This window comes from Devosia sp. 1566, assembly GCF_004005995.1.
GTDB lineage: Bacteria > Pseudomonadota > Alphaproteobacteria > Rhizobiales > Devosiaceae > Devosia.
Window position 1 is genome coordinate 2,440,932 of the sequence record NZ_CP034767.1, and the last position, 22,545, is coordinate 2,463,476.

Annotated in this window: 27 protein-coding genes; 15 read left to right on the forward strand and 12 right to left on the reverse strand. The window is 62.0% G+C overall.

What is annotated here, in order from left to right; genetic code table 11:
• The first annotated feature begins 295 nt into the window (after positions 1–295).
• A complete protein-coding gene (locus ELX51_RS11785) occupies positions 296–652 on the forward strand; it encodes a DUF1801 domain-containing protein (protein WP_127753699.1) in 357 nt (118 codons plus the stop codon).
• Positions 653–673: 21 nt separating this feature from the next.
• Here the strand turns inward: ELX51_RS11785 and ELX51_RS11790 are convergent, their stop codons facing one another.
• Both ELX51_RS11790 and ELX51_RS11795 read right to left on the reverse strand, forming a co-directional pair.
• The gene (locus tag ELX51_RS11790) at positions 674–1,615 is read right to left on the reverse strand and encodes a hypothetical protein (RefSeq protein ID WP_127753700.1); all 942 of its coding nucleotides are present in this window, start codon (positions 1,613–1,615) and stop codon (positions 674–676) included.
• Positions 1,581–2,516: an HD domain-containing protein gene (locus tag ELX51_RS11795; protein ID WP_127753701.1), complete on the reverse strand. Its 936-nt coding sequence runs from the start codon at positions 2,514–2,516 to the stop codon at positions 1,581–1,583. Before ELX51_RS11795 ends, ELX51_RS11790 begins: the two co-directional genes overlap by 35 nt.
• Before the next feature lie 367 nt (positions 2,517–2,883).
• Between ELX51_RS11795 and ELX51_RS11800 the strand changes: the two genes are divergently transcribed.
• Entirely contained in the window at positions 2,884–3,231 is a 348-nt protein-coding gene (locus ELX51_RS11800) for a hypothetical protein (RefSeq protein ID WP_127753702.1), read from the forward strand.
• 506 nt (positions 3,232–3,737) lie between these two features.
• Complete coding sequence (locus ELX51_RS11805; protein WP_127753703.1) at positions 3,738–4,244, forward strand: pyridoxamine 5'-phosphate oxidase family protein; 507 nt, start codon at positions 3,738–3,740, stop codon at positions 4,242–4,244.
• 194 nt (positions 4,245–4,438) lie between these two features.
• Here ELX51_RS11805 and hemH read toward each other — a convergent pair whose 3' ends face one another.
• The 3 genes from hemH to ELX51_RS11820 all read right to left on the reverse strand — a co-directional run bounded on the left by hemH (position 4,439) and on the right by ELX51_RS11820 (position 8,084).
• A complete protein-coding gene (gene hemH, locus ELX51_RS11810; RefSeq protein ID WP_127753704.1) occupies positions 4,439–5,461 on the reverse strand; it encodes a ferrochelatase in 1,023 nt (340 codons plus the stop codon).
• Positions 5,462–5,539: 78 nt separating this feature from the next.
• Positions 5,540–7,192, reverse strand: a complete 1,653-nt coding sequence (locus tag ELX51_RS11815) for a DUF1007 family protein (RefSeq protein WP_127753705.1) — start codon at positions 7,190–7,192, stop codon at positions 5,540–5,542.
• The gene (locus ELX51_RS11820) at positions 7,185–8,084 is read right to left on the reverse strand and encodes a LysR family transcriptional regulator (protein ID WP_127753706.1); all 900 of its coding nucleotides are present in this window, start codon (positions 8,082–8,084) and stop codon (positions 7,185–7,187) included. Before ELX51_RS11820 ends, ELX51_RS11815 begins: the two co-directional genes overlap by 8 nt.
• Before the next feature lie 146 nt (positions 8,085–8,230).
• Between ELX51_RS11820 and ELX51_RS11825 the strand changes: the two genes are divergently transcribed.
• Both ELX51_RS11825 and ELX51_RS11830 read left to right on the forward strand, forming a co-directional pair.
• On the forward strand, positions 8,231–8,653 hold the full coding sequence (locus ELX51_RS11825) for a MarR family winged helix-turn-helix transcriptional regulator (protein WP_127753707.1): 423 nt from the start codon (positions 8,231–8,233) through the stop codon (positions 8,651–8,653).
• Between the two features lie 98 nt (positions 8,654–8,751).
• On the forward strand, positions 8,752–9,207 hold the full coding sequence (locus ELX51_RS11830) for an SH3 domain-containing protein (RefSeq protein ID WP_164854849.1): 456 nt from the start codon (positions 8,752–8,754) through the stop codon (positions 9,205–9,207).
• Positions 9,208–9,241: 34 nt separating this feature from the next.
• On the opposite strand, the gene ELX51_RS11835 is transcribed toward ELX51_RS11830, so the two are convergent.
• The 3 genes from ELX51_RS11835 to ELX51_RS11845 are packed head-to-tail and all read right to left on the reverse strand — an operon-like array spanning position 9,242 to position 10,621.
• Positions 9,242–9,424, reverse strand: a complete 183-nt coding sequence (locus ELX51_RS11835; RefSeq protein ID WP_127753709.1) for a hypothetical protein — start codon at positions 9,422–9,424, stop codon at positions 9,242–9,244.
• A complete protein-coding gene (locus ELX51_RS11840; protein WP_127753710.1) occupies positions 9,412–9,684 on the reverse strand; it encodes a hypothetical protein in 273 nt (90 codons plus the stop codon). The genes ELX51_RS11835 and ELX51_RS11840 overlap by 13 nt, the downstream gene beginning before the upstream one ends.
• A 16-nt stretch (positions 9,685–9,700) precedes the next feature.
• A complete protein-coding gene (locus ELX51_RS11845; RefSeq protein ID WP_164854850.1) occupies positions 9,701–10,621 on the reverse strand; it encodes a DMT family transporter in 921 nt (306 codons plus the stop codon).
• A gap of 212 nt (positions 10,622–10,833) precedes the next feature.
• Here ELX51_RS11845 and ELX51_RS11850 point away from each other — a divergent pair, with 212 nt between their 5' ends.
• From ELX51_RS11850 to ELX51_RS11875, 6 genes are all read left to right on the forward strand, one after another.
• Positions 10,834–11,613: an SDR family oxidoreductase gene (locus tag ELX51_RS11850; RefSeq protein WP_127753712.1), complete on the forward strand. Its 780-nt coding sequence runs from the start codon at positions 10,834–10,836 to the stop codon at positions 11,611–11,613.
• A complete protein-coding gene (gene uvrC, locus ELX51_RS11855; protein ID WP_127753713.1) occupies positions 11,610–13,505 on the forward strand; it encodes an excinuclease ABC subunit UvrC in 1,896 nt (631 codons plus the stop codon). Before ELX51_RS11850 ends, uvrC begins: the two co-directional genes overlap by 4 nt.
• 246 nt (positions 13,506–13,751) lie before the next feature.
• The gene (locus tag ELX51_RS11860; RefSeq protein ID WP_127753714.1) at positions 13,752–14,825 is read left to right on the forward strand and encodes a 3-deoxy-7-phosphoheptulonate synthase; all 1,074 of its coding nucleotides are present in this window, start codon (positions 13,752–13,754) and stop codon (positions 14,823–14,825) included.
• Between the two features lie 99 nt (positions 14,826–14,924).
• Positions 14,925–15,491, forward strand: coding sequence for a CDP-diacylglycerol--glycerol-3-phosphate 3-phosphatidyltransferase (gene pgsA / locus ELX51_RS11865; protein ID WP_127753715.1), 567 nt, complete (start codon positions 14,925–14,927; stop codon positions 15,489–15,491).
• A complete protein-coding gene (locus ELX51_RS11870) occupies positions 15,488–15,739 on the forward strand; it encodes a MoaD/ThiS family protein (protein WP_127753716.1) in 252 nt (83 codons plus the stop codon). Before pgsA ends, ELX51_RS11870 begins: the two co-directional genes overlap by 4 nt.
• Positions 15,740–15,741: 2 nt before the next feature.
• Positions 15,742–16,197, forward strand: a complete 456-nt coding sequence (locus ELX51_RS11875) for a molybdenum cofactor biosynthesis protein MoaE (protein WP_127753717.1) — start codon at positions 15,742–15,744, stop codon at positions 16,195–16,197.
• Positions 16,198–16,239: 42 nt separating this feature from the next.
• On the opposite strand, the gene ELX51_RS11880 is transcribed toward ELX51_RS11875, so the two are convergent.
• Positions 16,240–17,130 (reverse strand): branched-chain amino acid aminotransferase, encoded by an 891-nt coding sequence (locus ELX51_RS11880; RefSeq protein ID WP_127753718.1) that lies wholly within the window; start codon positions 17,128–17,130, stop codon positions 16,240–16,242.
• Positions 17,131–17,350: 220 nt separating this feature from the next.
• On the opposite strand from ELX51_RS11880, the gene ELX51_RS11885 reads away from it, so the two are divergent.
• Positions 17,351–17,788 carry a MarR family transcriptional regulator gene (locus ELX51_RS11885; protein ID WP_127755270.1) on the forward strand — a complete coding sequence of 146 codons (438 nt, stop codon included), beginning with the start codon at positions 17,351–17,353 and terminating at the stop codon, positions 17,786–17,788.
• Positions 17,789–17,810: 22 nt separating this feature from the next.
• On the opposite strand, the gene proC is transcribed toward ELX51_RS11885, so the two are convergent.
• The 3 genes from proC to ELX51_RS11900 all read right to left on the reverse strand — a co-directional run bounded on the left by proC (position 17,811) and on the right by ELX51_RS11900 (position 19,682).
• Positions 17,811–18,635, reverse strand: a complete 825-nt coding sequence (proC, locus tag ELX51_RS11890) for a pyrroline-5-carboxylate reductase (protein WP_127753719.1) — start codon at positions 18,633–18,635, stop codon at positions 17,811–17,813.
• Positions 18,632–19,132, reverse strand: a complete 501-nt coding sequence (locus tag ELX51_RS11895; protein WP_127753720.1) for a YbjN domain-containing protein — start codon at positions 19,130–19,132, stop codon at positions 18,632–18,634. Before ELX51_RS11895 ends, proC begins: the two co-directional genes overlap by 4 nt.
• A 289-nt stretch (positions 19,133–19,421) precedes the next feature.
• Positions 19,422–19,682, reverse strand: a complete 261-nt coding sequence (locus ELX51_RS11900) for an accessory factor UbiK family protein (protein WP_127753721.1) — start codon at positions 19,680–19,682, stop codon at positions 19,422–19,424.
• Between the two features lie 89 nt (positions 19,683–19,771).
• Here ELX51_RS11900 and lgt point away from each other — a divergent pair, with 89 nt between their 5' ends.
• The 3 genes from lgt to pgeF are packed head-to-tail and all read left to right on the forward strand — an operon-like array spanning position 19,772 to position 22,450.
• Positions 19,772–20,617 (forward strand): prolipoprotein diacylglyceryl transferase, encoded by an 846-nt coding sequence (gene lgt / locus ELX51_RS11905; protein ID WP_248305341.1) that lies wholly within the window; start codon positions 19,772–19,774, stop codon positions 20,615–20,617.
• Positions 20,607–21,689 (forward strand): SAM-dependent methyltransferase, encoded by a 1,083-nt coding sequence (locus ELX51_RS11910; protein WP_127753722.1) that lies wholly within the window; start codon positions 20,607–20,609, stop codon positions 21,687–21,689. The genes lgt and ELX51_RS11910 overlap by 11 nt, the downstream gene beginning before the upstream one ends.
• Positions 21,686–22,450: a peptidoglycan editing factor PgeF gene (gene pgeF, locus ELX51_RS11915; RefSeq protein ID WP_127753723.1), complete on the forward strand. Its 765-nt coding sequence runs from the start codon at positions 21,686–21,688 to the stop codon at positions 22,448–22,450. Before ELX51_RS11910 ends, pgeF begins: the two co-directional genes overlap by 4 nt.
• Positions 22,451–22,545: the final 95 nt, after the last annotated feature.

Below are 22,545 nucleotides of genomic sequence, written 5' to 3' on the forward strand. Positions count from 1 at the left end.
AAGGGGTGGGGGTCCGGCGCGCCTTCACCGAACTTAGAGCAGCCCCACTGCCAAGAGATCACAGTCCCCGGCACCACCGTGCCCTCCTCCACGACCCCCTCCCTCAATCCCTCCCCTCAAGGGGGAGGGAAGCCCCAACTCATCCGCTCGTGCCAACAAGGAGAGCCCCAGACCCTCGAATGGCGAAGGGTCGGGTCCCTCGCCTGCCCCGATCCCTCCCCCAAAAACCCACCCAAAAACTGTCGGCCCCCGACACCCCCGCGCGTCCTATGCTGCCGAACCCGGAGCCAGGTTTATGCCCCAACCCGTCCCCGCCAGCGTCGATCTCTACCTTGCCGCCCAGCCGCCCGAGGCGTGCGCCATCCTCGAGCGCCTGCGCGCGATCATCCACCGCGCCGCGCCTGATGTGGCGGAATCGATCAAATACGGCATGCCGCTGTTCCGGTGGAACGAGCGCTATCTCTATCTGGGCGCCTGGAAGCATCATATCGGCCTTTACCCGATCCCGCCCCTCCCCCCGGAGCTGGAAACCGCCCTCGCCCCCTTCCGCGCCCACAAGGACACGGTGCAGTTCAGATACACAGACCCGGTGCCGTATGAGCTGTTTGAGGGGTTGGTGCTCGGTGCAGACCACAGGAGGGGCCAGGCGTGATCTCTCCGCGATGCTTGAAGTCTACACTATAAGAGCTTCCCGCACGGGGTGGGTAACGTCATACCTGTCACGAATAACCTCGACCAGATGCGTCGAGTACCTGTGCCCACTTGCCTTAACGTCCTTGAAGAGAGGGGAATGGGTCGCCCTTAGCATCTCTACTTTCGAGAGATCCTCTCGGGAAGTCCTGTCGTCCAAGAGACCCAAGAACCTGTCATACTCGGACAGCGCCGGGAGTATTGTAGGTCCAAGGATGCTGAGCAAACGGTCAATAGGTGGTAGCCTGATCTTCTCCAGAAGATATGAACGCTTTTGCGACGCTGGAAGCCCGGCAAGCTCCGCGCACATCATAAGCCCAGAGAAATAAATCAACTTTCTGGAGAAGATCAACTTAGTATAGCGAATCCCCCACGGCTTAGTCTGCTCCACCGTCTTGAATTCAAAGTCGACGCACATCTGACGATAGAAACGAATGATGTCGTTCAGGAGAAAGCGACCAATTTGCTTGTCCGTTATGTCGTCGTTTATATACCTAGCGACTACCCCGGACAAAGTGTCTCGATAAACATCATCATTTCCGATGGGCGTGGATTCAAGGATCAGCAACATTCTGCGGGTAAAGCGCCGGTTGTCGTCGCCCTGCCCACCAATTTTCTTCTTCATAGTGGAAGCCGGAATGGCAAACCCAAAGGCGCCTTCAGCAGCGAACTCCTTTAAGTTCGCCACCTGCTTAATGTCCTCGAACAGCTTTTCTGCACGGGCTTTAGCCCCGGCGGTGTAGAGCGGATAGGCGTCGAAATCAGACTGGGAAGTCACCTCACCACGGGCAAGAGAACCATTGGCCACCACACTGACCCCCTGCACCCTAGGCATCTCAAGCCGAAGCCTCTGCAGTACTTGTTGTGACGTTTCCCTCGCTTTCACGATATTAGGATGCGTAGACCTTAGCTGCTCTAATCTCATGTCTAATCCGAATGTATCGCTTGTAGACCGTCTCTCGATCTACACTCCCTACTCGAGGATTTATTCGGAACTCTTGTGCGCCTGCAATCGCTTCCGGCCCGGTTTCGGCCCCAAACTCGTACATTATTTGTGGATAGCGGTGGACGAACTCCTGATCAGTCATCCGGAAGTGAGTTCTCTCAAGTCGCGGCAAGTGGTTCCGTACTATTCGTTGGAAGCGCCTCTCCGCCAGCGACAGCGGGTTTTCTGAAGATAAGACCTTGTAGAACAAGTTTTTCTGGTCCCAAAACTTGTCCATGTCCGCCAGCGACTTGTGATCTTCAACTTTTTGGCCATCGTAGAGGTCGGCCACGGCCTGAGTGAGCGAATGCACATCATAGGTTGAGAAGAAACCGAACGACCTCATACTTCGGCTGATGCCATCCAAGGTGTCGATGTTGATGGGAGACAGAAAGAAAAAGGATAGATCGTCCTCGCCGTCCACTATCCGGAAGACCCGCTCTGGTGAGATGCCGTGATCTAGTAGGATTCTGGCGACCTGCCGCTCTGCACCACGAGGTTGAAGCAATATCTCCCTTAGGACCTCGTGATGATTTATAGTTCTTTGGCCCTTCTTGAACGCATATTCCAAGCTATGTGAAAAAGGTGGATGTCCTAGGTCATGAACCATGCAGGCCGCCAACAAGTAGGCGGACTCCACTTCATCCATGTTTATGTGCTTCGCTGCGGCCAGACCAAGATCAAGTACACCAAACGAGTGTTCGGCTCTGCTGAAGGCTGGCCGGACCCCTTTCAACTGTTGGTTGATTTGATCCACGATACCAAGGAACGAGATGCGGCGAATCCGATTGAAGGCCCTGGTCTCGCTGAGTTCCTTCAATAACTCTGGGATGTTTGGCATCGTAGCGAACCGCAGTATTTTGAAATCTGGCAGGGCGCCGCAAGCTCGGCTTTCACACCCTTCATGCAACAGTACGCTGGTTCTGGCATGAAGAGTACGCAAAAGAAGTGGGACAACAAGTTTAAAAGCGGACGCACCTTGTAGCCCAGCCGCCTCAGAGAGTTAGGTTGTTGATAGCGAGGATACTCATACTTTTGTCACTCGCCCCCAAGGCTTGACCGCGGTCAGCTAACGATAAAGCTGCGAGAGGCACAGCGATCAAGTGGCGCCGCTACAAGCCGCCGAACCGAAGATCTTGCGGGGTGCTCTTATCCCCGCCCCCTGCCCCTCCGCCAAACTCGCGGCTCCATCACCCCCGGAGCCGCCCATGCCCATTTCAGACAAAACCATCCCCTTTGCCAATCTCGCCCGCTACGAGGCCGTGCGCCCGCGCCTGCACAACTTCGTCGCGCGGCTCAAAACCCTGGGTGAACCCGACCAGCCCGCCGCCCCGGTGGAAAAAGCCCTCGCGGCCGAGCTGATCCGGGAAACCAGGCGCACCACGTCGCGCGACGGCTTTGGCCGCGCCCTCCCCCTGCTGCAGCCCTGCGCGCCGCACACCCGGGCGGCGCTGCTCGAAAAACTGGCGGAAGCGGAGACGGCGCTCGAGGCGTTTGCGGCTCTCTATTGCCGGGGCGAAGGCGAGGACGCGCCGCGCTGGCGCCTCGACCCCTGATTTTTCGCATTTTAAGGGTCGTTCAGGGCGCGGCGAAAGCCGTTCACAACGCGTTCAGAACCCGTTCAGTTTGGGCCCCCGGCCGTTCACTTATCCCCGCCCCTGCCGCGCCATGCGATAGTGCCGCCATTCCCGCCGAAAACACGCGGCGCCGACGAAGCGCCGGGCGGGATGTGTGGACTGTGCGGGGTCGCCCGGACAGCCGTGGTTGTGCCGACTACCGGCCGGTTCCTGGCCCGTTTGCCCCCAAAAGATCGGGAGCGGCGGGCCGGCAAACCCCTCCCTCCGGGGAAGCCGCTCGAGGCGCTACGGTCCAAAAATCCACGCGTGCAGTGCGGTTTTGGCCTCACTCTTTTGACCACCCCGATGAGGCGAAAGCCGCACCGTGCCGTGCCTGCCCCGCTCCCAAAATCCCGCGCGGCGTCCGGCCGGGCGGCGTCCCCGCTTGCCTGCAACCCAAGCCCCCTCCGCCCCGTTCGGTTGGCAACGCAACAAGGGAGCCAAATATGGCCAACGACCAGCAGCACACCGACAAAACCCCGGACGAAGTTGAAGATCGCATCTGGGATCTGATGAAAAAGATCGATTTTTGCATGTTCACCACCTGGAACGGCACCGAACAGCGCTCGCGGCCCCTGTCGGCGCGCGTGTTCCGCGACGAGCATGCCGTGTATTTCCTCGTGGATGCCAATGGGCACAAGAATATCGAGATCGAGCAATATCCGCAGGTGTCCTGCGCCTTTGCCGATAACTCCGGCCACAAATATGTGGCGATGAATGGCCTTGCCTCGCTCAGCAATGATCGCGCCAAGATCAAGGACCTCTGGAGCGACATGGACAAGGCCTGGTGGGACGACGAGAACGATCCCGATATCCGCCTGCTGACCGTGCGCCCCGACGGCGCCGAGCTCTGGGACAGCCCCAACCAGCTGGTCGCCACCGCCAAAATGCTGACCGCCGCCGTCACCGGCGCCAAGCCCAGCTTTGGCGACAACGCCAAGGTGGATCTTTAATCGTAGGGGTCTGGTTCCAGGTTTAACTTGGCACTGGCCACCCAGTCGACACCCTCCCCCATGTGGGGCTTCGAAGCGTCCCGACGGGCTGATCGCGCCAGTGGCGCGATCAGAGCAGAGAAGGCCAGGAGAGCTATGCTCGACTGGCTGATCAAGGGAGGGGGACGAGAGCCCCCGCCCCCAGGCTCAGGCCCCTACAGCCATCCAGCCAGCTCCCGTCGCACCATGGCCTCGATCATGTCCATGCCACCCGGCGAGTCATTAAGGCACGGGATATAGGCAAATTCCTCGCCCCCCGCCTCCATGAAGGTTTCGCGCCCCTGCATGCTGATTTCTTCCAGCGTTTCGATGCAGTCCGCGGAAAACGCCGGCGCGAGGATGGCGATTTTTTTAATCCCCTTGCCCGGCAGCGCCGCTAAAGTCACATCCGTATAGGGCTCGAGCCACTTGGTCGGCCCGAACCGGCTTTGGAAGGTGACCATCAGCTTTTCTTTGGGCCAACCCAGATATTCGCGCACCAGCCGCGTCGTCTTGTAGCACTGGCAGTGATAGGGGTCGCCGCGCTCCAGGTACTCCACCGGCATGCCGTGGTAGGAGGTGATCACCAGGTCCGGCTCGAACGGCAAGGCGGCAACGCCGTCGCGGATCGAATTTCCCAATGTTTCAATATACTTAGCGTCTTCGAAATAGGCCGGAGCCGTGCGCACGGCCGGCTGCCAGCGCATCTCGCCCAGCGCATCGAACGCCTTGTCATTGGCGGTCGCCGTGGTGGTCGCCGAATATTGCGGATACAGCGGCACCAGCAAGATCTTGGTGCAGCCCTGCGCCTGCAGCTTTTCGAGCACGCTCTTGGTGGAAGGATTGCCATAGCGCATGGCATAATCCACCACCACGCCCTCGCCCGACATCCGGTCGGCCAGCGCCTCGGTCTGGTTGCGCGTGATCACCCGCAGCGGGCTTTCATTGGTGCGCTGGTCCCAGATCTGGGCATAGGCATGCCCGCTTTTCTGCGGCCGAAATGAGAGGATCACGAGGTTGAGGATCGGCCACCACAACCACTTCGGCGTCTCGATCACCCGCGGATCGCTCAAGAATTCCTTGAGATAGCGCCGTACGCTCCAGTAATCGGTCGCGTCGGGCGTGCCGAGATTGAGCAGCAGGACGCCGATCTTTTGCTCTGGCACAGGCGGATGGTTGGGCGGCAGGTGATCGGACATGTCAGCCAGTTTGGAAGGATTCTAGGCTGGCGCACCATAGTTCTTCCTGCCGCGCGCGCAAGGCGGCGATGGGTCGCGCTAAAGGCTCGCCAGCAACAAAACCACCCCAAATCCCAGCACCGCAAAGGCGCCGAGCAGCTCGGCCCACCACACAATACTCACAGTAACGGGATTCTCAGCACCCCCGAGGCGTCTGGCGAGGCCTTTTGCGCCTACCGCGACGCTGGCCAATGCCGCAACCGTGATCGCCGTACCCAGCCCCATCAGGAACACAGCCGCTATGCCGGCCGCCAGCACGCCTTGCGATAGGGCAAACACCATCACCACCAGCGCCCCCGAACAGGGCCGCAACCCTACCGCCAGCACCACGGCAAGCTGTTCACGCCAGCCACCGCTCGTTGCCTGCGGCGCTACGATATGCGCGTGCCTGTGAGCAACATTGCTAGGCGCGTGTGCATGCCCGCGCTCGTGCGCATGATCATGATGATGATCCTGATCGTGATCGTGATCGTGATCGTGATCGTGCCCCCAGCCCAGCAGCTTGCGCAACACCAACCACAAGCCCAGCAGGGCAATCAGCGCATAGGAGCCGATGCCGATCCAGTTGGCGGCATTGCCCATGGCGAGGCTCGTCATCCCCAGCGCACCGGCAGCCACGAGCACCAATGCGACGGCGACAACGGATTGCAGCATTGCCGAAACCACGCTCAAACGGATGCCGCGGCGCAGCTGGGTCTCGTTGGCCAGCATATAGGATGAAATCACCACCTTGCCATGCCCCGGCCCGGCTGCATGAAACACTCCATAAAGGAAACTGAGACCACCCAGCAGCCAGAATGCCGTCCAGTCGCTGCGCACGGCATCAAGCGAGGCCGTCATCGCTTGGTAGAAGTTCCTTTGCTGCTGCTGCAGCCAGCCGAAAAAGCCGGACCGCGGCAGCGACAAGCTCGGCTCTGCGGGTGGGCCTCCAAATGGCGTCGCCGGCCGGGCCTGCGCCATGGCCTCAGCCGCTTCGGCAGCATTGGCGGGCTCACCCCCCGTGTCACCTGCTGGGCAGGTGATCCGGATCAACCCTTGCGTGCCGCGCATCGCGGCCGCGAGATCCGGTGGCAGTTCGAGCACATCGGGCCCGAGGGCATAGAGGCGCTCCTCGACTGCCCGATCCATCGGCCGAGGCGGCTCCACCACGGCACTACAACCGGCTGGAGCGTTCTCCAGGTGCACACTGCCGGCATCGGGGACGGTGATCGCGACGTAATATTCTGGATCATAGATGCCCAGTTCAAATCCGTCGCGGACCTCCTCTGGGGTTTCCGCCAGGACGGAATAGCTGAGGGTCGTTTTTCCGTCCGCATAAACCATGCGCTGGTCGCCCGCGGCCTCCCAGGCCATGGGCGCATCCTGCGCGCCGGCAAAGGTGTAAAAGCCGAATTCCGCGAGCCCAGCCAGGTTCTCGTCGGCAAGCTCCTGCAACTCCTCAGGACTGGTAATTCCATCACCATCGGTGTCGAGGCCCTGAACCACCCAGCTGGAGAAAGCGGCATCAAAGGTCCAGCCGTGGCGCAAACCCGACACCGCGCCATTGCCATCAAAGACAATGGTGACTTGGGCGTCGATGAAAATATGGGGATGCGCGACCACCGGTATTGCGCCGATCAGCACCAGGCTGGCTGAGGCCAGAAGGCGTTTGACGGTGCGGCGAATGGTGGGCACGTTCATTAGATCAGGCAATGGGGTGAACCGCAAACCAGTCCACCAAGTGGTCGATAAGGGCGCGCACCTTACCCGCCAAATGCCGGCGATGCGGGTATACGGCTTGCAGTGTTTGCCCGGTGGGCAGAAATTCAGTTAGTACGGGCGTCAATTCCCCTTTGGCCACCACTGGGTCTGCGAGGTAAGAGGGCAGCACGACAAAGCCGAGGCCCATCGTGGCCGCTCGTCGCGCCGCCAAGGGTGAGTTGACCCGCAGCGGCCCGGTCACTGGCACCGATATGGTCCGCCCCTCTTCGGTGAAGCGCCAGTTCGATTGCCCCTGCAGGTTTACGTCAACGATGCAGGGCAGCTTGCGCAGATCCTCGGGATGTTGTGGCGTGCCGTGGCTCTTGAGCAGCGCCGGAGCGGCGCCCACCACCACATGCATGTCAGCAATCTTGCGGGCGATCAGCGAGCTATCGGCCATAGTTGAGATGCGCAGTGCAACGTCGATGCCTTCGTCAACAAGGTCGACATAGCGGTCCTCCAGCCGCAAATCGAGCGTCACCTTGGGGAACTTGAGGAGATAGGAAAAGATCGCGGGAGCCAGCGTATCTTCGCCGAAGTTGCGCGGCGCCGACACGCGCAGCATCCCGCGGGGCTCAGCGGTCTGGTCGGTGATGGTTGCGTCGAGCTCGTCCAGCTGTTGCAGCAGCGCGCTGGCTTCCCGGTAATAAGCTTCGCCAGCTTCGGTGAGGCTCAACTTGCGGGTGGTCCGGTTCATCAGCCGGACGCCGAGGTAATCCTCAAGATCAGTGACATATTTGGACAGCAGTGCCTTGGAGCGTCCATGCTCTCGCGCTGCCGAAGAGAAGCCGCCGGCGTCGAACACCTGCACGAAGGCACGAATGCGGGCGAGATCTTGGGTCATGGGCTCCGAACGCACACAGCAGGCTCGGGTGTCGGCATAAACTATCCGGTACAAGCGAACAACAAGCCGTCTTGGCCGTTGCACGATTAACGATAGGATGCTTGCTTGTTCGACGTATCCAAGGAGTTCGGACTATTTTCCCACTCATGGCCAAACCTACATCCAGTTCCACGCTGTACCGGCTCATCGAAGCGGGTCAGTTGGCGCATAAAGCCTTGCTGACTCCGTTGCTGGAACGCGGATTGGAGCCGGGGGATGACGCCGTGCTCTTTATTCTCGGACGGGCAGCGACGCTTGAAAGCGATCTTGCCAGCGAACTAGGGTTGGACGAAGCCAGCCTGGCTCCTCGCCTGCGCCGGTTGATCGAGCGCGAGCTTGTCGGCCAGCAGGCGGTCGGGCCGGAGCTGGCAGTTGGGATCGCCTTGACCGAGCGTGGGATCCGGATCCGCAACAATCTCGCCGACCACTGGGCCCAACTCGAGGAAGCGCTGATCGGTGAGCTCAAGCCCAAGCAGCGCAAGAAGCTGGCCAACACACTTAAGCGCTTCGTTGAGCTGCTGACCCTCTAAGCTACCAAGATGACTGCGGTATTCAGCTTGGGTTCATCGGCAATGGTGTTCTCTGCCGCCATCGGCAGGTGATGCCGGACGACAAGAGGAGTGGAGCAATGGCCTTAAACAAGAAGCTCTTGGCTAGCGGTTTCGCTGCTTTGGCGCTGCTGGGAACCACGGTAGCAGCTTCCGCAGCCCCCGCATTTGCCAGCGCCAATGTGAATGTGCGCTCGGGCCCTGGCACCGGCTATGCCGCAGTAGACAGCCTGCAGCGCGGTCAGCCGGTGGATATCGATTACTGCCGAGGTAGCTGGTGCTATGTAACCAAGCCCGGTCCAGATGGGTGGGTTTCCGCCAGCTACCTGGAACGCGGCCGCGATCGGGGCCCTCGCTGGGATGATCGTGGCTGGGACCGCCCGCGCGGGTGGAATCCTCCCCCGCCGCCCCGCTGGCACCCGCCCCGTCCGCCGCGTCACTATGACGACTATCGGCCCTATCGGGTGTACCCAGCCGAGCCAGACGCAAGCTTCTGCTTTAACGGCCCCAACGGTTACTTCTGCGCCGGCAGCTAGCCCGGCTGGGCGCCGCCCCTAGGCGGCGCTCCTTTTACTCGACTCGCAAGCGCTCCACATCGATCCCATGCCGCTCCAGCGGCTCGCGCATGCGTCGCGACAGGAACTCGTTGAGACCATAGACGGCGAGCGCGCCGACGACGATGGCGATGGCAAAGCCGCGCAGTCCGTCCTGGCTCGCCGCAACGATGGCGCAAAACAGCGCTACCGCCGCCACACCCAGCAGCGTCCAGCCCTTGCGCTCACGGCAATCCCCAGATTGCGCGCCCCGGAGTGCAGCAGATCGCGCAACTCGCTGTCGCTCATCGCCGCCAGCGCCGGATTGCTGCGTTCGCGCCGTATGATCTCGAGATAGCCTTCTACTCGCCGCAGCGTCAGCGCTTCGCGCTTGTCGGTGCCTTTGCCGCGCGCCAGGAGCTTGAAGCCGCCGCCGACCAGCAACAATACCAGCGCCAGCTCGATCAACCAGATCATCATCTGTTCTCCTCAGCCCTTAGTCTTTGCCCGGCAAGATAGGCGCGACTGCCGTTCGCTTGCGCCAGCTTTCACGCGCCATCACCACCAAGCCCGCGGCAACAATGATGGCGGCGCCCAGCAGCGAGATGAAGTCAATCATGTGCCCGAACACAAGCACCGAAAGCACAATGGCCCAGGGCAGCGCAAAATAGTTGAACGGCTGCAAGACGCTGGCAGGAGCAAGGCTCAGCGCCTGGACCATCAGCCCATGCCCGATGCAGGTCGTTGCAATGATGACGAGGATTAGCGCAACATCAGGCCAGGCCATGGGCTGCCAGAAAAACACGCCGACCACGGTCGACAACACGAGCCCGACAAAGCTGGCATAGGCCATGCTGGTCGCCGGGGTATCGTGGCGGCTCACCTTTCGAGTGATGACGATGTAGAGCGAGTACAGCGACGCCGAAGCCATGGCATGGAACACGCCCCAATCGAGCGGCAGTCCGCCCGGGCGCACAATGATCATCGCTCCCGCAAAACCAACGCCAACCGCGACCAATCGGAACACTCCGACCTTTTCACCCAGGATCGGTATGGCAAACAGGGTTACGAGCAGCGGGTAAACCAGCGATATAGCCTGCAGTTCGGCGAGCGGCACCGTACGCAGGGCCAGGGCAAAGAACCAGATCTCCACGATCAGCAAGGTGCCGCGCAGCAGCTGCCACCCCGGGACCTTGGACGACAGCGCCTGCCTCAACGGCGCCTGACGCAGTACCAGCACGAGTGAGAAGGCAGCAAAGCCCCAGAAGCGCAGCATCGTCGTCTGGAACGGCGAGTAGTTCTGCACCAGCACCTTGGAAATGGCATCCTGCACCCCGAACACCGAAATGGTGATCAGCGTCAGCATCATCGCCCGGCCGATCTGGTCAGGCTTGGACTGGGCTATTACAGCGGACATGAAGACGGCTCGCGCATGGATGAAAGCACCACCGGCCGGCGCCGGCCGGGCTGAGCCATAGCGCAAGCAGTGCCTGCACGCCACCTGCCAGCGCCGATTCAGCCCGCCACGACAGCTTGCAAAATCAGGACGGCTCACCATCTTGTTGGGAGGTTGAAGCAGGCAGTGGAAGCGGCCTATGGTCCCTTCCCGTCTCCCCTAGCCCCGCACCGATGACGAATCACCCCGTTCTGCCGCACTCCCATCCTGTCGCTCTGGTGACGGGCGCCAGCGATCGCATTGGCGCCGCCATAGCGCGCACGCTGGTGCAGGCGAACTACAAGGTAGTGGTACACTATCGCACCGGCGCGGAAAAAGCCGAGCAACTCTGCCGCGAGCTTAACCGCGTTGGCTCGGCCATTGCCGTGCAGGCGGACCTAACAGTCCGTGCCGAACGCGCGAAGCTGGTGATGGAGGCAAGCGCTGCCTTCGGGCCAGTGACCGTGCTCGTCAACAATGCATCCGTGTTCGAGCCGGATAGCGCTTGGGACGTCGATGAAGCGCTGTGGGACACCCACTTCGCTATTCATGCGGAAGCGCCCGTGTTCCTCGCCCGCGATTTCGCGGCGCAACTGCCCGAGGGAGTGGCGGGCAACATCGTCAACATCATCGATGAGCGCGTGCTGCACCCCTCGCCGGCTTATTTCAGTTACACCCTCTCCAAATCCGTGCTGTGGACCGCGACCCGCACCATGGCGCAAACTTTTGCACCGGCCATCCGTGTCAACGCCATCGGCCCCGGCCCCGTCATGCCCCATGCCAGCCAAAGCGCCCGGGACTTCGAGCAGGAGATCGAGGATTTGCCGCTCCAGGTGCATGCCGGCGCACAGGGCATTGCCGACGGTGTGTTGACCCTGCTCAACAACCCGTCCATGACCGGCCAGATGCTGTTGCTCGATGGTGGCGAGCATCTCCAATTTCTGCCCCGAAACGCTGCTACGCCACGAAGATGACCGACGATACCCGAACCGGCGCACCGCAGGCTTGCGGCCCTGATGTAATTCGCGCCTTTGTGCGCACGCTCCCGGCCGCGCCTGGCGTTTACCGCATGCTCGATTCGAGCGGCGAGGTGATCTATGTCGGCAAGGCGCGCAGCCTCAAGGCACGCGTCTCTAACTATACCCGACCTGAGGCCCTGCCCGTGCGCATCCAGCGCATGGTTGCGGCTACCTGCTCCATGGAGTTCGTGCGCACTGAAACCGAGAGCGAGGCCCTGCTGCTTGAGGCCAACCTCATCAAGCGGCTCAAGCCCCGGTTCAACGTGCTGCTGCGCGACGACAAGAGCTTCCCCTATATCCTCATCGCCACCGATCACGAGGCGCCCGAGCTGATGAAGCACCGCGGCACCCGGCGGCGCCAGGGGCACTATTTCGGCCCCTTCGCCTCCGTTACAGCGGTCAATCGCACCATCGCCAGCCTGCAGAAGGCGTTTCTGCTGCGCAACTGCTCGGACAGCTTCTATGCCGCCCGGACGCGCCCATGCCTCATGCACCAGATCAAGCGCTGCTCCGGGCCGTGCACGCGTGAGATTTCGCTCCAGGACTATGGCGAGCTGGTGCACGAGGCCAAGGAATTCCTCAGCGGCCGCTCGCAAAGCGTCCGCGACCATCTGCAAAAGGACATGAATGAGGCGGCCGAAGCGCTTGATTTCGAACGGGCTGCATTGCTGCGCGATCGCCTCTCGGCTTTGGCGCTGATCCAGTCGCAGGGCGATGCCACCGCCAAGAGCGTCGAGGAAGCCGACGTGTTTGCCATCCACCATGAAGGTGGCCAGTTCTGCGTTCAGGTGTTCTTTTTCCGCGCCTTCCAGAACTGGGGCAATCACGCATTCCGCCCCCGCGCCGACGCCAGCATGTCCGATGCCGAGGTGCTCGAAGCCTTTGTCAGCCAGTTCTACGAGTCACGGACGCCGCCCAAGCTGGTGCTGCTGAGCCACGAGCTCAGCGAACCCCAACTCATGGAAGAGGCCCTGTCCTCTCGCGCCGACTACCGGGTCCGCGTGCAGACGCCACAGCGCGGCGAAAAACGCGACCTCGTCAATCACGCCCTCAACAATGCCCGCGAGGCACTTGGTCGCCAACTGGCGGAGGGCGCCACCAACCGCACCTTGCTTGAAGGCGTTGGCGAGATCTTTGGCCTCCAGGAAGTGCCGCGCCGCATCGAGGTCTACGACAACTCCCACATCTCGGGCACCAATGCCGTAGGCGCCATGATCGTGGCGGGCGAAGAGGGCTTTTCCAAAAAGCACTACCGTACCTACAACATCCGCTCCACCGACATCACCCCCGGCGACGATTTCGGCATGATGCGCGAAGTTCTCACCCGCCGCTTCAGCCGGCTTGCCGCCGAAAGCCCCGACGACGCGGAGGACGAAGCGACCGGCATGCCCGATTGGCCCGATGTCGTATTCATTGACGGTGGTGCCGGCCAGCTTAATGCGGTGCGCGAGGTCATCGCCAAGCTGAACCTGCCCAAGGACGTGACCTTTATCGGCATTGCCAAGGGCGAGGAGCGCGATGCCGGCCGCGAAAAATTCTTCATGGAAGGCCGGGATGCCTTCATGCTCCCTCACCGCGATCCGGTGCTGTATTATGTGCAGCGCCTGCGCGACGAAGCCCACCGCTTCGCCATCGGTACTCACCGGGCCCGCCGCAAGAAGGACGTGGTCAAGAACCCCCTCGACGAGATCGAGGGTATCGGGCCCACCCGCAAGCGGGCCCTGCTCAATCATTTCGGTTCAGCCAAGGCGGTGGGCCGGGCTTCCTTGCAGGACTTGGCAGCAGTGCCGGGAATCTCCGATCAAATGGCGCAGATGATCTACGACCATTTCAACCGCGTGGAGTGAGAGCTCCGGGATGCAGCCTTAGCCATAAGACTGAGCTCAAGGCCCTCGACTCCTCTGGAAACCCGCGCTAAGCTTCGGTTCATGATCAGCGCCGCCACCTTCTCGTTTTGGTATTTTAGCTATCCGCTCCCGGCGGAGGCTACCGCGCGCTTGCACTGATCCCGACACGATCCAGTCAACCCGAAGCCAGCCGCCCCCAACAGGCGGCTTTTTTGTTGGCCGCCTTCCCCTACCGAGGACCAACAATTGCTCAAATCAACTGACGACCTGCGCATCACTGCCATCACCGAGATCGCGACCCCCATCGACGTGATGCGCCAGCATCCCCGCACCGATGCCGCGACCCGTACCGTGCTGAGCGCCCGGCACGAATTCAGCAACATCCTCAAGGGCAGCGACGACCGCCTCGCCGTTGTCGTTGGCCCCTGCTCCATCCACGATCCTCTGGCCGCCATGGACTACGCGCGCAGGCTGGCGGCGCTGCGGGACCAGTTCGGCGATCGCCTGCAGCTGATCATGCGCGTCTACTTCGAAAAGCCCCGCACCACCGTGGGCTGGAAGGGTCTGATCAACGATCCCAATCTTGATGGCTCCTTCGACATCGATACTGGCCTGCGCACCGCCCGCAACCTGTTGCTCGAGATCAACAATCTGGGCCTACCGGCGGCCTGCGAATTCCTCGACCTGACCACCCCGCAATACATCGCTGACCTTGTGTCCTGGGCGGCCATCGGCGCCCGCACCACCGAGTCGCAGATCCATCGCGAACTCGCCTCTGGCCTGTCCTGCCCAGTAGGGTTCAAGAATGGCACCGATGGCAACACCAAGATCGCCTTCGACGCGGTCAGTTCCGGCCGCGAACCCCACCACTTCCTCGCTGTTACTAAATCGGGTCGCTCCGCCGTCGCTACCACCACCGGCAATCCGGACTGCCACATCATCCTCCGTGGCGGCAAAGCCCCGAATTATGACGCCGCCAGCGTGGCGCTCGCCGCCGGGCAGGCCGGAAAATCCGGCCTGCCCGCGACCATCATGATCGATTCCAGTCACGCCAACTCGTCCAAGAAGCCCGAAAAGCAGCCCGAAGTGCTGCGCGATGTCGGCCTGCAGGTCGCCAGCGGTGATCGCCGCATCATCGGCGTCATGGTCGAATCCAACCTGGTTGCCGGCCGTCAGGACCTCGTGCCCGGCCAGGACCTCGTTTATGGCCAGTCGATCACTGATGGCTGCATAGATTGGGACACGACGGTCGCCGCACTCAGCCATCTGGCCGATGCTGTCACCGCCCGCCGCCAGGCGACCAACCAGCAGGTCGCCTGAACCTGCCGCGCTGCGCCTGGGGCCACCGGGCCGCAGCTGCATCAACTGGCACGCGCCTCGACCCTTGACCGGTCGGGCGCCTTCCTGTCTTGTTCGCCCATGGCCAAGTCCCAGATCACCTCCATCCCGAACCTCATCACCATCGCGCGCATCTTTGCGATTGTGCCGATCGCCTGGCTGGTGATGACCGGCGACCAAAACTTGCGTACCGTGGCGCTGGTGCTGTTCATCGTTGCGGCGGCCAGCGACTGGGTGGATGGCTATCTCGCCCGCAAATGGCAGCAGGTCTCGCCCCTTGGGCGTATGCTCGATCCCATCGCCGACAAGATGCTGGTCGGCATCATGATCGCCGTGCTCGCCTGGGATGGCAGCTTTTCGGGGTGGGACATGATCCCGGTGATCGCCATCCTCTTTCGCGAGTTCTTCATCTCGGGGCTGCGCGAGTTTCTCGGCAATGTGAAGGTCGTCCTCCCCGTCAGCCAGCTCGCCAAGTGGAAAACCACCGTGCAGCTGGTCGCCCTGACCCTGGTGCTGCTGGAGCGTCTCGTGCCTGGCCTTGGCCTGATCAGCGACCTCTTGCTCTGGCTCGCCGGCATCCTGACCCTCTGGACTGGCCTGCAATATTTCCGGGCCAGCTGGCCGCACCTGTCGGGCGAAGCGCCGTGAAAATCCTTTATTTCGCCTGGCTGCGCGAGCGCCTCAACCGCAGCGAAGACAACGTCACCTTGCCGCCTGAGGTTGAGACCGCCGCCGATCTGCTGGCCTGGCTGGCTCAGCAGGACGAGGCGTTGGCACTCGCTCTTGAAAAACCCGAGCAGTTCAAGGTTTCACGCGACGCCCATATCATCGCCCATGATGCGTCCATCATCGGCGCCAGCACAGTGGCGATCCTGCCGCCCATGACCGGCGGCTGAAAATGTCCGTACGCATCACCGACCAGCCTTTTGATCCCGGCTTGCTCAGCAATGCCTTTTTGGCCGGTGACAATGGCGCTGGAGCCGCGGTGACCTTTACCGGCATTGTCCGCTCCACCCCCGAGCACCCCATCAACGCGCTCATTCTCGAATGCTATCCCGAGCTCGCGGAAAACGAGATCGGCGCTATCCTTCAGCGGGCCAAACAGCGCTTCGCCCTCAACGCCGCGTCCGTGCTGCACCGCTATGGCCGCCTCGTGCCGGGCGAGCCCATCATGCACGTGATGACGCTGGCGCGGCATCGGCAGGCGGCCTTCGATGGCGCGCAATATCTGATGGATTATCTCAAGACCGACGCACCCTTCTGGAAGCAGGAAGAAACGCCTGCGGGCACACGCTGGGTCGAAGCCAAGCCTGCCGACGACGCCGCGCGCGAGCGCTGGCTGGCAGACCGGTAACAAAAAGGCCGGGCCTGATACCCGGCCTCCAACTCTCATTATTTATTCGGCTGCAGCCCGCTTGGGCTGCACTTCGGCGCCATAAGCGTCGATCAAGGTGCGGCAGCCCTGCCCCGGCGTAAACCGGAACTCGCCGATCTGCGACACGGGCGTCACTTCCGCGGCCGTGCCAGTGAGGAAGCACTCGTCGAACTGGCTCAGCTCCTCGGGCATGATGTGCCGCTCGGTCACGGTGTAGCCATTGCGCTTGGCCAGATCGATCAGGGTCTGGCGGGTGATGCCGTTGAGGAAGCAGTCGGGCGTTGGAGTGGTGATTTCCTGACCCTTGATGAAGAACACATTGGCGCCGGTCGCCTCGGCCACATAGCCGCGATAATCCAGCATCAGCGCATCGGCATAGCCATTAGCCATCGCCGCGTCCTTTGACAGCGTGCAGATCATGTAAAGACCCGCGGCCTTGGCCGAAGAAGGGATGGTCTCTGGCGATGGGCGCTTCCACTTGCTCCACTCGAGGCGAATGCCCTTGAGCTTTTCTTCCACCGAAAAATAGCTCGGCCACACCCAGGCAGCGATCGCCAGATGCACAGTGTTGTTACGCGCCGGCACGCTCAGCTCTTCCGAGCCGCGCCAGGCGACGGGACGGACATAGGCGTCGATCAGGCCATTGCGCTCGAGCACGAGGCGCTTGGCTGCCTCGATCTGGTCGGCAGAATAAGGAATGGTGAAGTCCAGCGTCTTGCCGGAGCGGATCAAGCGCTCTGTATGCTCGCGCGACTTGAAGATCTCGCCGCCATAAGCGCGCTCGCCCTCAAATACCGAGCTGGCGTAATGCAAGCCATGGGTCAGGACGTGGATGTTCGCGTCCTTCCACGGCACCATTTCACCATCAAACCAAATCCAGCCATCGCGCTGGTCCATGGGCAAGCCTGCCATGATCCTCTCCAAAATCGTTTATTGATCGGTGCTGCATCCTGGCAGACCCGCCTGGCCGGGGATCATGCCCGAGGCCCATACCCTTGGCAAACGGCAAAGGCTTTGGGATAAGAATGATCGGCGGTCGATAAGGAAGACAATGTCAGCGCAGCAGAGAAATGTCAACATAGCTGACATAAACTTGGGCGACCAAGGCCCCCCTGATCTGCCCCTCGACATCATGGGCCTGTTCTTCTTCGCCTACCGGGATTTCACCGGCGACGCCGACGCCTTGCTTGAACGCCAGGGCTTTGGCCGGGCCCATCACCGCGTGCTCTATTTCGTTAATCTCAAGCCCGGCATGCCGGTCGCCGACCTGCTCGATATCCTCAAGATCACCAAGCAAAGCCTTGCCCGCGTGCTGCGCCAGCTAATCGACAATGGCTATATCGAACAGGAAACCGGGCAGGCTGATCGCCGCCAGCGCCTGCTGTTTGCGACGGATAAGGGGCGCGCACTCTTCGCCAGTCTCTCAGCCAGCCAGGCCAGCCGCATCGAAGCGGCCATCAGCGGCCTGCCTGAACAAGCCGGTCACATCGTGCGCCAATTCCTCGCCGGTATGGTCGAACCCGGCGACCGGCCCGTCCTCGATGGCTTGAAGCTGACTGAAAAGCTGTAATCCGCTACCTGAACGAGCCAGATTAGGTTCGCCCGAGTTCTTCCGAGCGCTGCCGCGCCGCGGCCACGGCCCGAGCCACCAGCGGGGTCAAGCCATCGGCCGCCATCAGCACGGCAAGGGCCTCAGCAGTCACCCCTTTGGGTGAGGTCACATTCTGGCGCAAGACGCTGGCCGGCGCCGGATCGGCCTCCAGCAGCGCCGCAGCACCGATCACTGTCTGGCGCGCTAGCTGCATCGCGATGGCAGGGGGCAAGCCCTGCTCTTCCCCAGCCACTGCCAAGGCTTCAACCAGGTTGAACACATAAGCGGGACCCGACCCTGACACTGCCGTCAGGGCATCAATATCGCCCTCCCTCTCGAGCCAGACCACCTTGCCCGAAGCGCGCAGCAGCGCATCGACCGAAGCCTTGTCCGATGCACTGACCTCGGGGCCCGCAACGGCACCGGTGATGCCTTTGCCAACCTGCGCCGGGGTATTCGGCATACAGCGAACCACGCGACCAGTTTGCAGGGCTGCCGTCAGCTGCGCCAGCTGGATACCGGCCACGATCGAAAGTACCACCGTATGCGAACCCACCACGGGCAGCAGGCTTTCCATCACGGGACCCACAACCTGCGGCTTGACGGCCAGCACCAGCACATTGGGTTGCAGCCCGACCGCCTCGACGTTGATCGGCAATTCATAATCCTGCGCCAGCTCCTGCGCGGCTTGGCTGGGCGACGGATCCACCAACACCAGATTGTGGGCCGGCAGCCCAGCTTCGAGCCAGCCGCGCGCCAAGGCCAGGCCCATCTTGCCTGCCCCGATCAACATCACCGGACCGATAGTCTGAAGGGCTGCACTCATGCTTCACCTACCGTTTCGAACATCACATGGCTCAGGGCATCGGCAGCGGTTTTGCCGGCCCAGACCACGAACTGGAAAGCCTGATAATACAGATCGCAGGCATCGGTTGCCGAACGCAGCAGCGCCTCGCATTGCTGGGGTGACACCTCGGCGCCACCGGTCAGGAGGTGCGAATTGCGAAACAGCACCACCCCTTCCCGGTTCCAGCTGTCGAAATGCCCAATCCAGAGCTGCTCATTGATGAGGGCAATCAGCTGCTTGATCTCATTGCGCCGCCCTTCGGGCACTTTGAGATCGAACGCGCTCGCGACATGGAGCGACTCGAGGTCTTCCATCCAGTTGAAGGAAACGTGATAATCGCACCACCCGCCGCGCACCGAGATCGAGATTTCGTCGGCGTCCTGCCGCTCGAAATTCCAGTCGTTGATCGCCGCGATCTGTTCGATGATATCAACGGGGTGGATGGTACGGTCAGCTTCGACCTGAAAAAGCGACATGGCAGCTTGGTCCTGCAACGATGATCGATGCCACGGCCACAGGCCGCAGGTTCGGGTACGCAAGGGAACTGGCCGCACGCGGGATTGCCTACGAATCGTTCTTAACGAGAACCCTACACGCCATCGGCGATTCCGGGGACGAGGCCGGGGCTCAGAACAGCAATCTCTTGTGGAAGATTGGTGGCCCCGTATTAAGACTGCGTTAACAACGCTGTTTGCGTCCAGCGGAAACAAAAAGGCGCCGCAACAATGCAGCGCCTCTTCGGAGATGTTGTTCGTCTAGCCTGATTTACAGCACGATCGGGCCGGTATCGACCTCCCGCAAGGCCGCAATTTCCTTGCGCAAAGCATCGATCTCTTCACCCTGCACCTGGACCAGCTCACGCAGCGCGTCGAAATCCTCGCGCTTGACCAAATCCATGTCCGTCACGAAGCGCTGGGCCTGGCCCCGAACCACCGTTTCCACTTCCCGGCGCACGCCATCGGCAACGCCGGCAGCTTCGTTCATCACGCGACCCAGATCGTCGAATATTCTCTTGCCTTGGCTCATCAGGACACCTGTTGGGTTGGCGCCAGCTGGCGCATTTGCCCCAAATGTAGGGGAGCGCTGCCGACTTGACCAGAGCGGGCGAAGCGGCAATGGTCCACGCGACCTCCATGGAGCGCTCATTGCCCTTCCCAGATATCGACCCCATCGCCTTTGCCATCGGCCCCTTTGCCATTCGCTGGTATGCCCTCGCATACCTGTTTGGCGTTGGCCTCGGCGCCGCCTATGGCTATCTTTTGCTGCGCAAAACGCGGCTCTGGCCCAATGGACGCCCGCCCTTCAAGGCCGAGGAGATCTGGGACTTCGCCTTCTGGACCATGCTCGCCATCGTGGTGGGCGGACGTGTCGGTTACGTCCTGTTTTATAATGTGCCCTTCTACCTGCAAAATCCCCTGCAGGCCTTCAACACGCTCGATGGCGGCATGTCCTATCACGGGGGCATGTTGGGCCTGATGCTCGCCGGCATCCTGTTCACCCGCTCCAAGGGCGGCAACTGGCTGTCTGCGCTCGATCTCCTAGGCGCCGGTGCCACCATCGGCATCATGCTGGGGCGCATCGCCAATTTCATCAATGCCGAATTGTATGGCGCACCCACCACCCTGCCCTGGGGCGTCATCTTTCCCACCGATCCGCTGCAAACCCCGCGTCATCCCAGCCAGCTTTATGAAGCCGCGCTCGAAGGCTTGCTCCTCTTCCTCGTGATCCGCTTCGTCACCCACATTGCCTATGGGCTGCGTCGCCCGGGCCTCACCGCGGGCATTTTTGCCATCGGCTATTCGCTCGCCCGCATTGCTGTGGAATTCGTGCGCCTGCCGGACGAGCAGATCGGCTATCTTTATGGCGGCTGGCTCACCATGGGCCAGGTGCTCAGCCTGCCGATGCTGATCGGCGGCATCATCCTTGTTGTTTACGCTTCGCGAGGCCGCCATGTCCGCTGACAAGCCGAGCCTGTCCGAAGTCATCGCCATGCAGATCCGCGAAACTGGCCCCATGTCGGTCGCGACCTATATGGGCCTTTGCCTCAGCCATCCGCGCGAAGGCTATTACAAGGGCGCCGATCCGCTGGGCGCCGCGGGCGACTTCATCACCGCCCCCGAGATCAGCCAGATGTTCGGCGAGCTGATCGGGTTCTTCTGCGTCAATCTCTGGCAGCAACTTGGCCAGCCCAAGAGCTTCACCCTGCTTGAGCTCGGCCCCGGCCGGGGCACGCTGATGGCCGATATGCTGCGCGTCGCCTGCCGCGCTGAAGGCTTCCGCGACGCTCTCCAGCTGCGCCTGTTTGAAACCAGCCCCGGCCTCATTGCCGAACAGCACCGCCGGCTCGAGCCCTATGAGCCGCAATGGATCAACAGCTTCGACAAGGTCGGCTCCGGGCCGCTCCTCGTCGTTGCCAACGAGTTCTTTGACGCCATGCCGATCCGGCAATTCGTGCGCACCGATCAGGGCTGGAACGAACGCCTGGTCGGACTTTCCGACGACAAGCTCGCCTTTGGCCTTTCGCCCACTCCTATTCCCCCCACCACCATGCCCGCGGCCCTCGCCGACGCGCCGCCCAATGCCGTATTCGAGGTCGGGTTTGCCGCCGGCGAGGTGATGTCACGCCTCTCCCGCCTCGTGGCAGCGCAAGGCGGCGCCATCCTCGCCATCGACTATGGCTATGGGCGCACCCAAACCGGCGAAACCCTGCAGGGTGTGCGCCGCCATGCCTTTGCCGATGTGCTCGATGCCCCCGGTGAAACCGATCTTTCCGCCCATGTGGATTTTGAGGCCCTGGGCAATGTGGCGCGCAATGCCGGCCTTGCGGTTCAGCCGCTCGCAACGCAGGGCGAATTCCTGTCCCGCCTTGGCATTAACGAGCGCACCCGCGCCCTCAGCGCCGCCAATCCGGGCTCGGCCAAGGATCTGGAAGCGGCCCGTAACCGCCTCGTCGCCCCCGATCAGATGGGTGATCTGTTCAAGGTCTTTTGCGCCGCCAGCCCCGGCCTGCAGCCGCCAGGATTGAGCGCATGAACGTTCCCCACGAACAAAGCCCCGGCCTGATCGCCATTCCCAATGTCCGGCACGCCTTTTTCGGCCGCGAGGGTGGTCTATCGGAAGGGCCGTTCGCCAGCCTCAATCTCTCCGACACCAATGGCGACGACCCCGCTGTGGCTGATAACCGCAAGCTGGTGACGGCCGCCTTGGGCTTTGACCCCCACCGCCTGGCGCTGCTCAAGCAGACCCATTCCGCCCGCGTGGTGACGATCACCGGGCCCCATTCCGGCCCCCGGGTCGAGGCCGATGCGATGGTCAGCGCCCGCAACGGCATGGCGCTGGGCATTCTCACCGCCGATTGCGCTCCCATTCTGCTCGCCGACCCGGTGGCCGGCGTTGTCGGAGCGGCCCATGCCGGCTGGCGCGGCGCAGCCGACAACATCATCAGCGCCACCCTCGAGGCCATGGCGGAACTCGGGGCCGATCCAGCCCGGATCATCGCCGCCATCGGCCCCACCATCAGCGGGGCCAATTACGAAGTCGGCGAACAGTTCAAGACCGACTTCCTTGCCCTTCACCCCGGCAGCGAGCACCGCTTCAGCCAGCCACCCGAAGGCCAGGCGCATTTCGACCTTCCCGGCTTTGTCGCCGATCAGCTGGCCGCCGCGGGGGTCAGCACCGTTGATAAGGTCGGGGGCTGCACCTATGCCGATCCAGCCCGCTATTTCTCCCATCGCTACGCCACGCATGCCGGCACCACGACGGGCCGGCAGATCGCCATTATCGGTCTTGGATAAATCTTCTTATCTATCCTGTGTTAGGAGCGTTGCTAGTCAGGGCTTCAGCCGTTAATGCTCCGCCCGAAACTGATAGCCCCGCCTTCCCCGGGGTC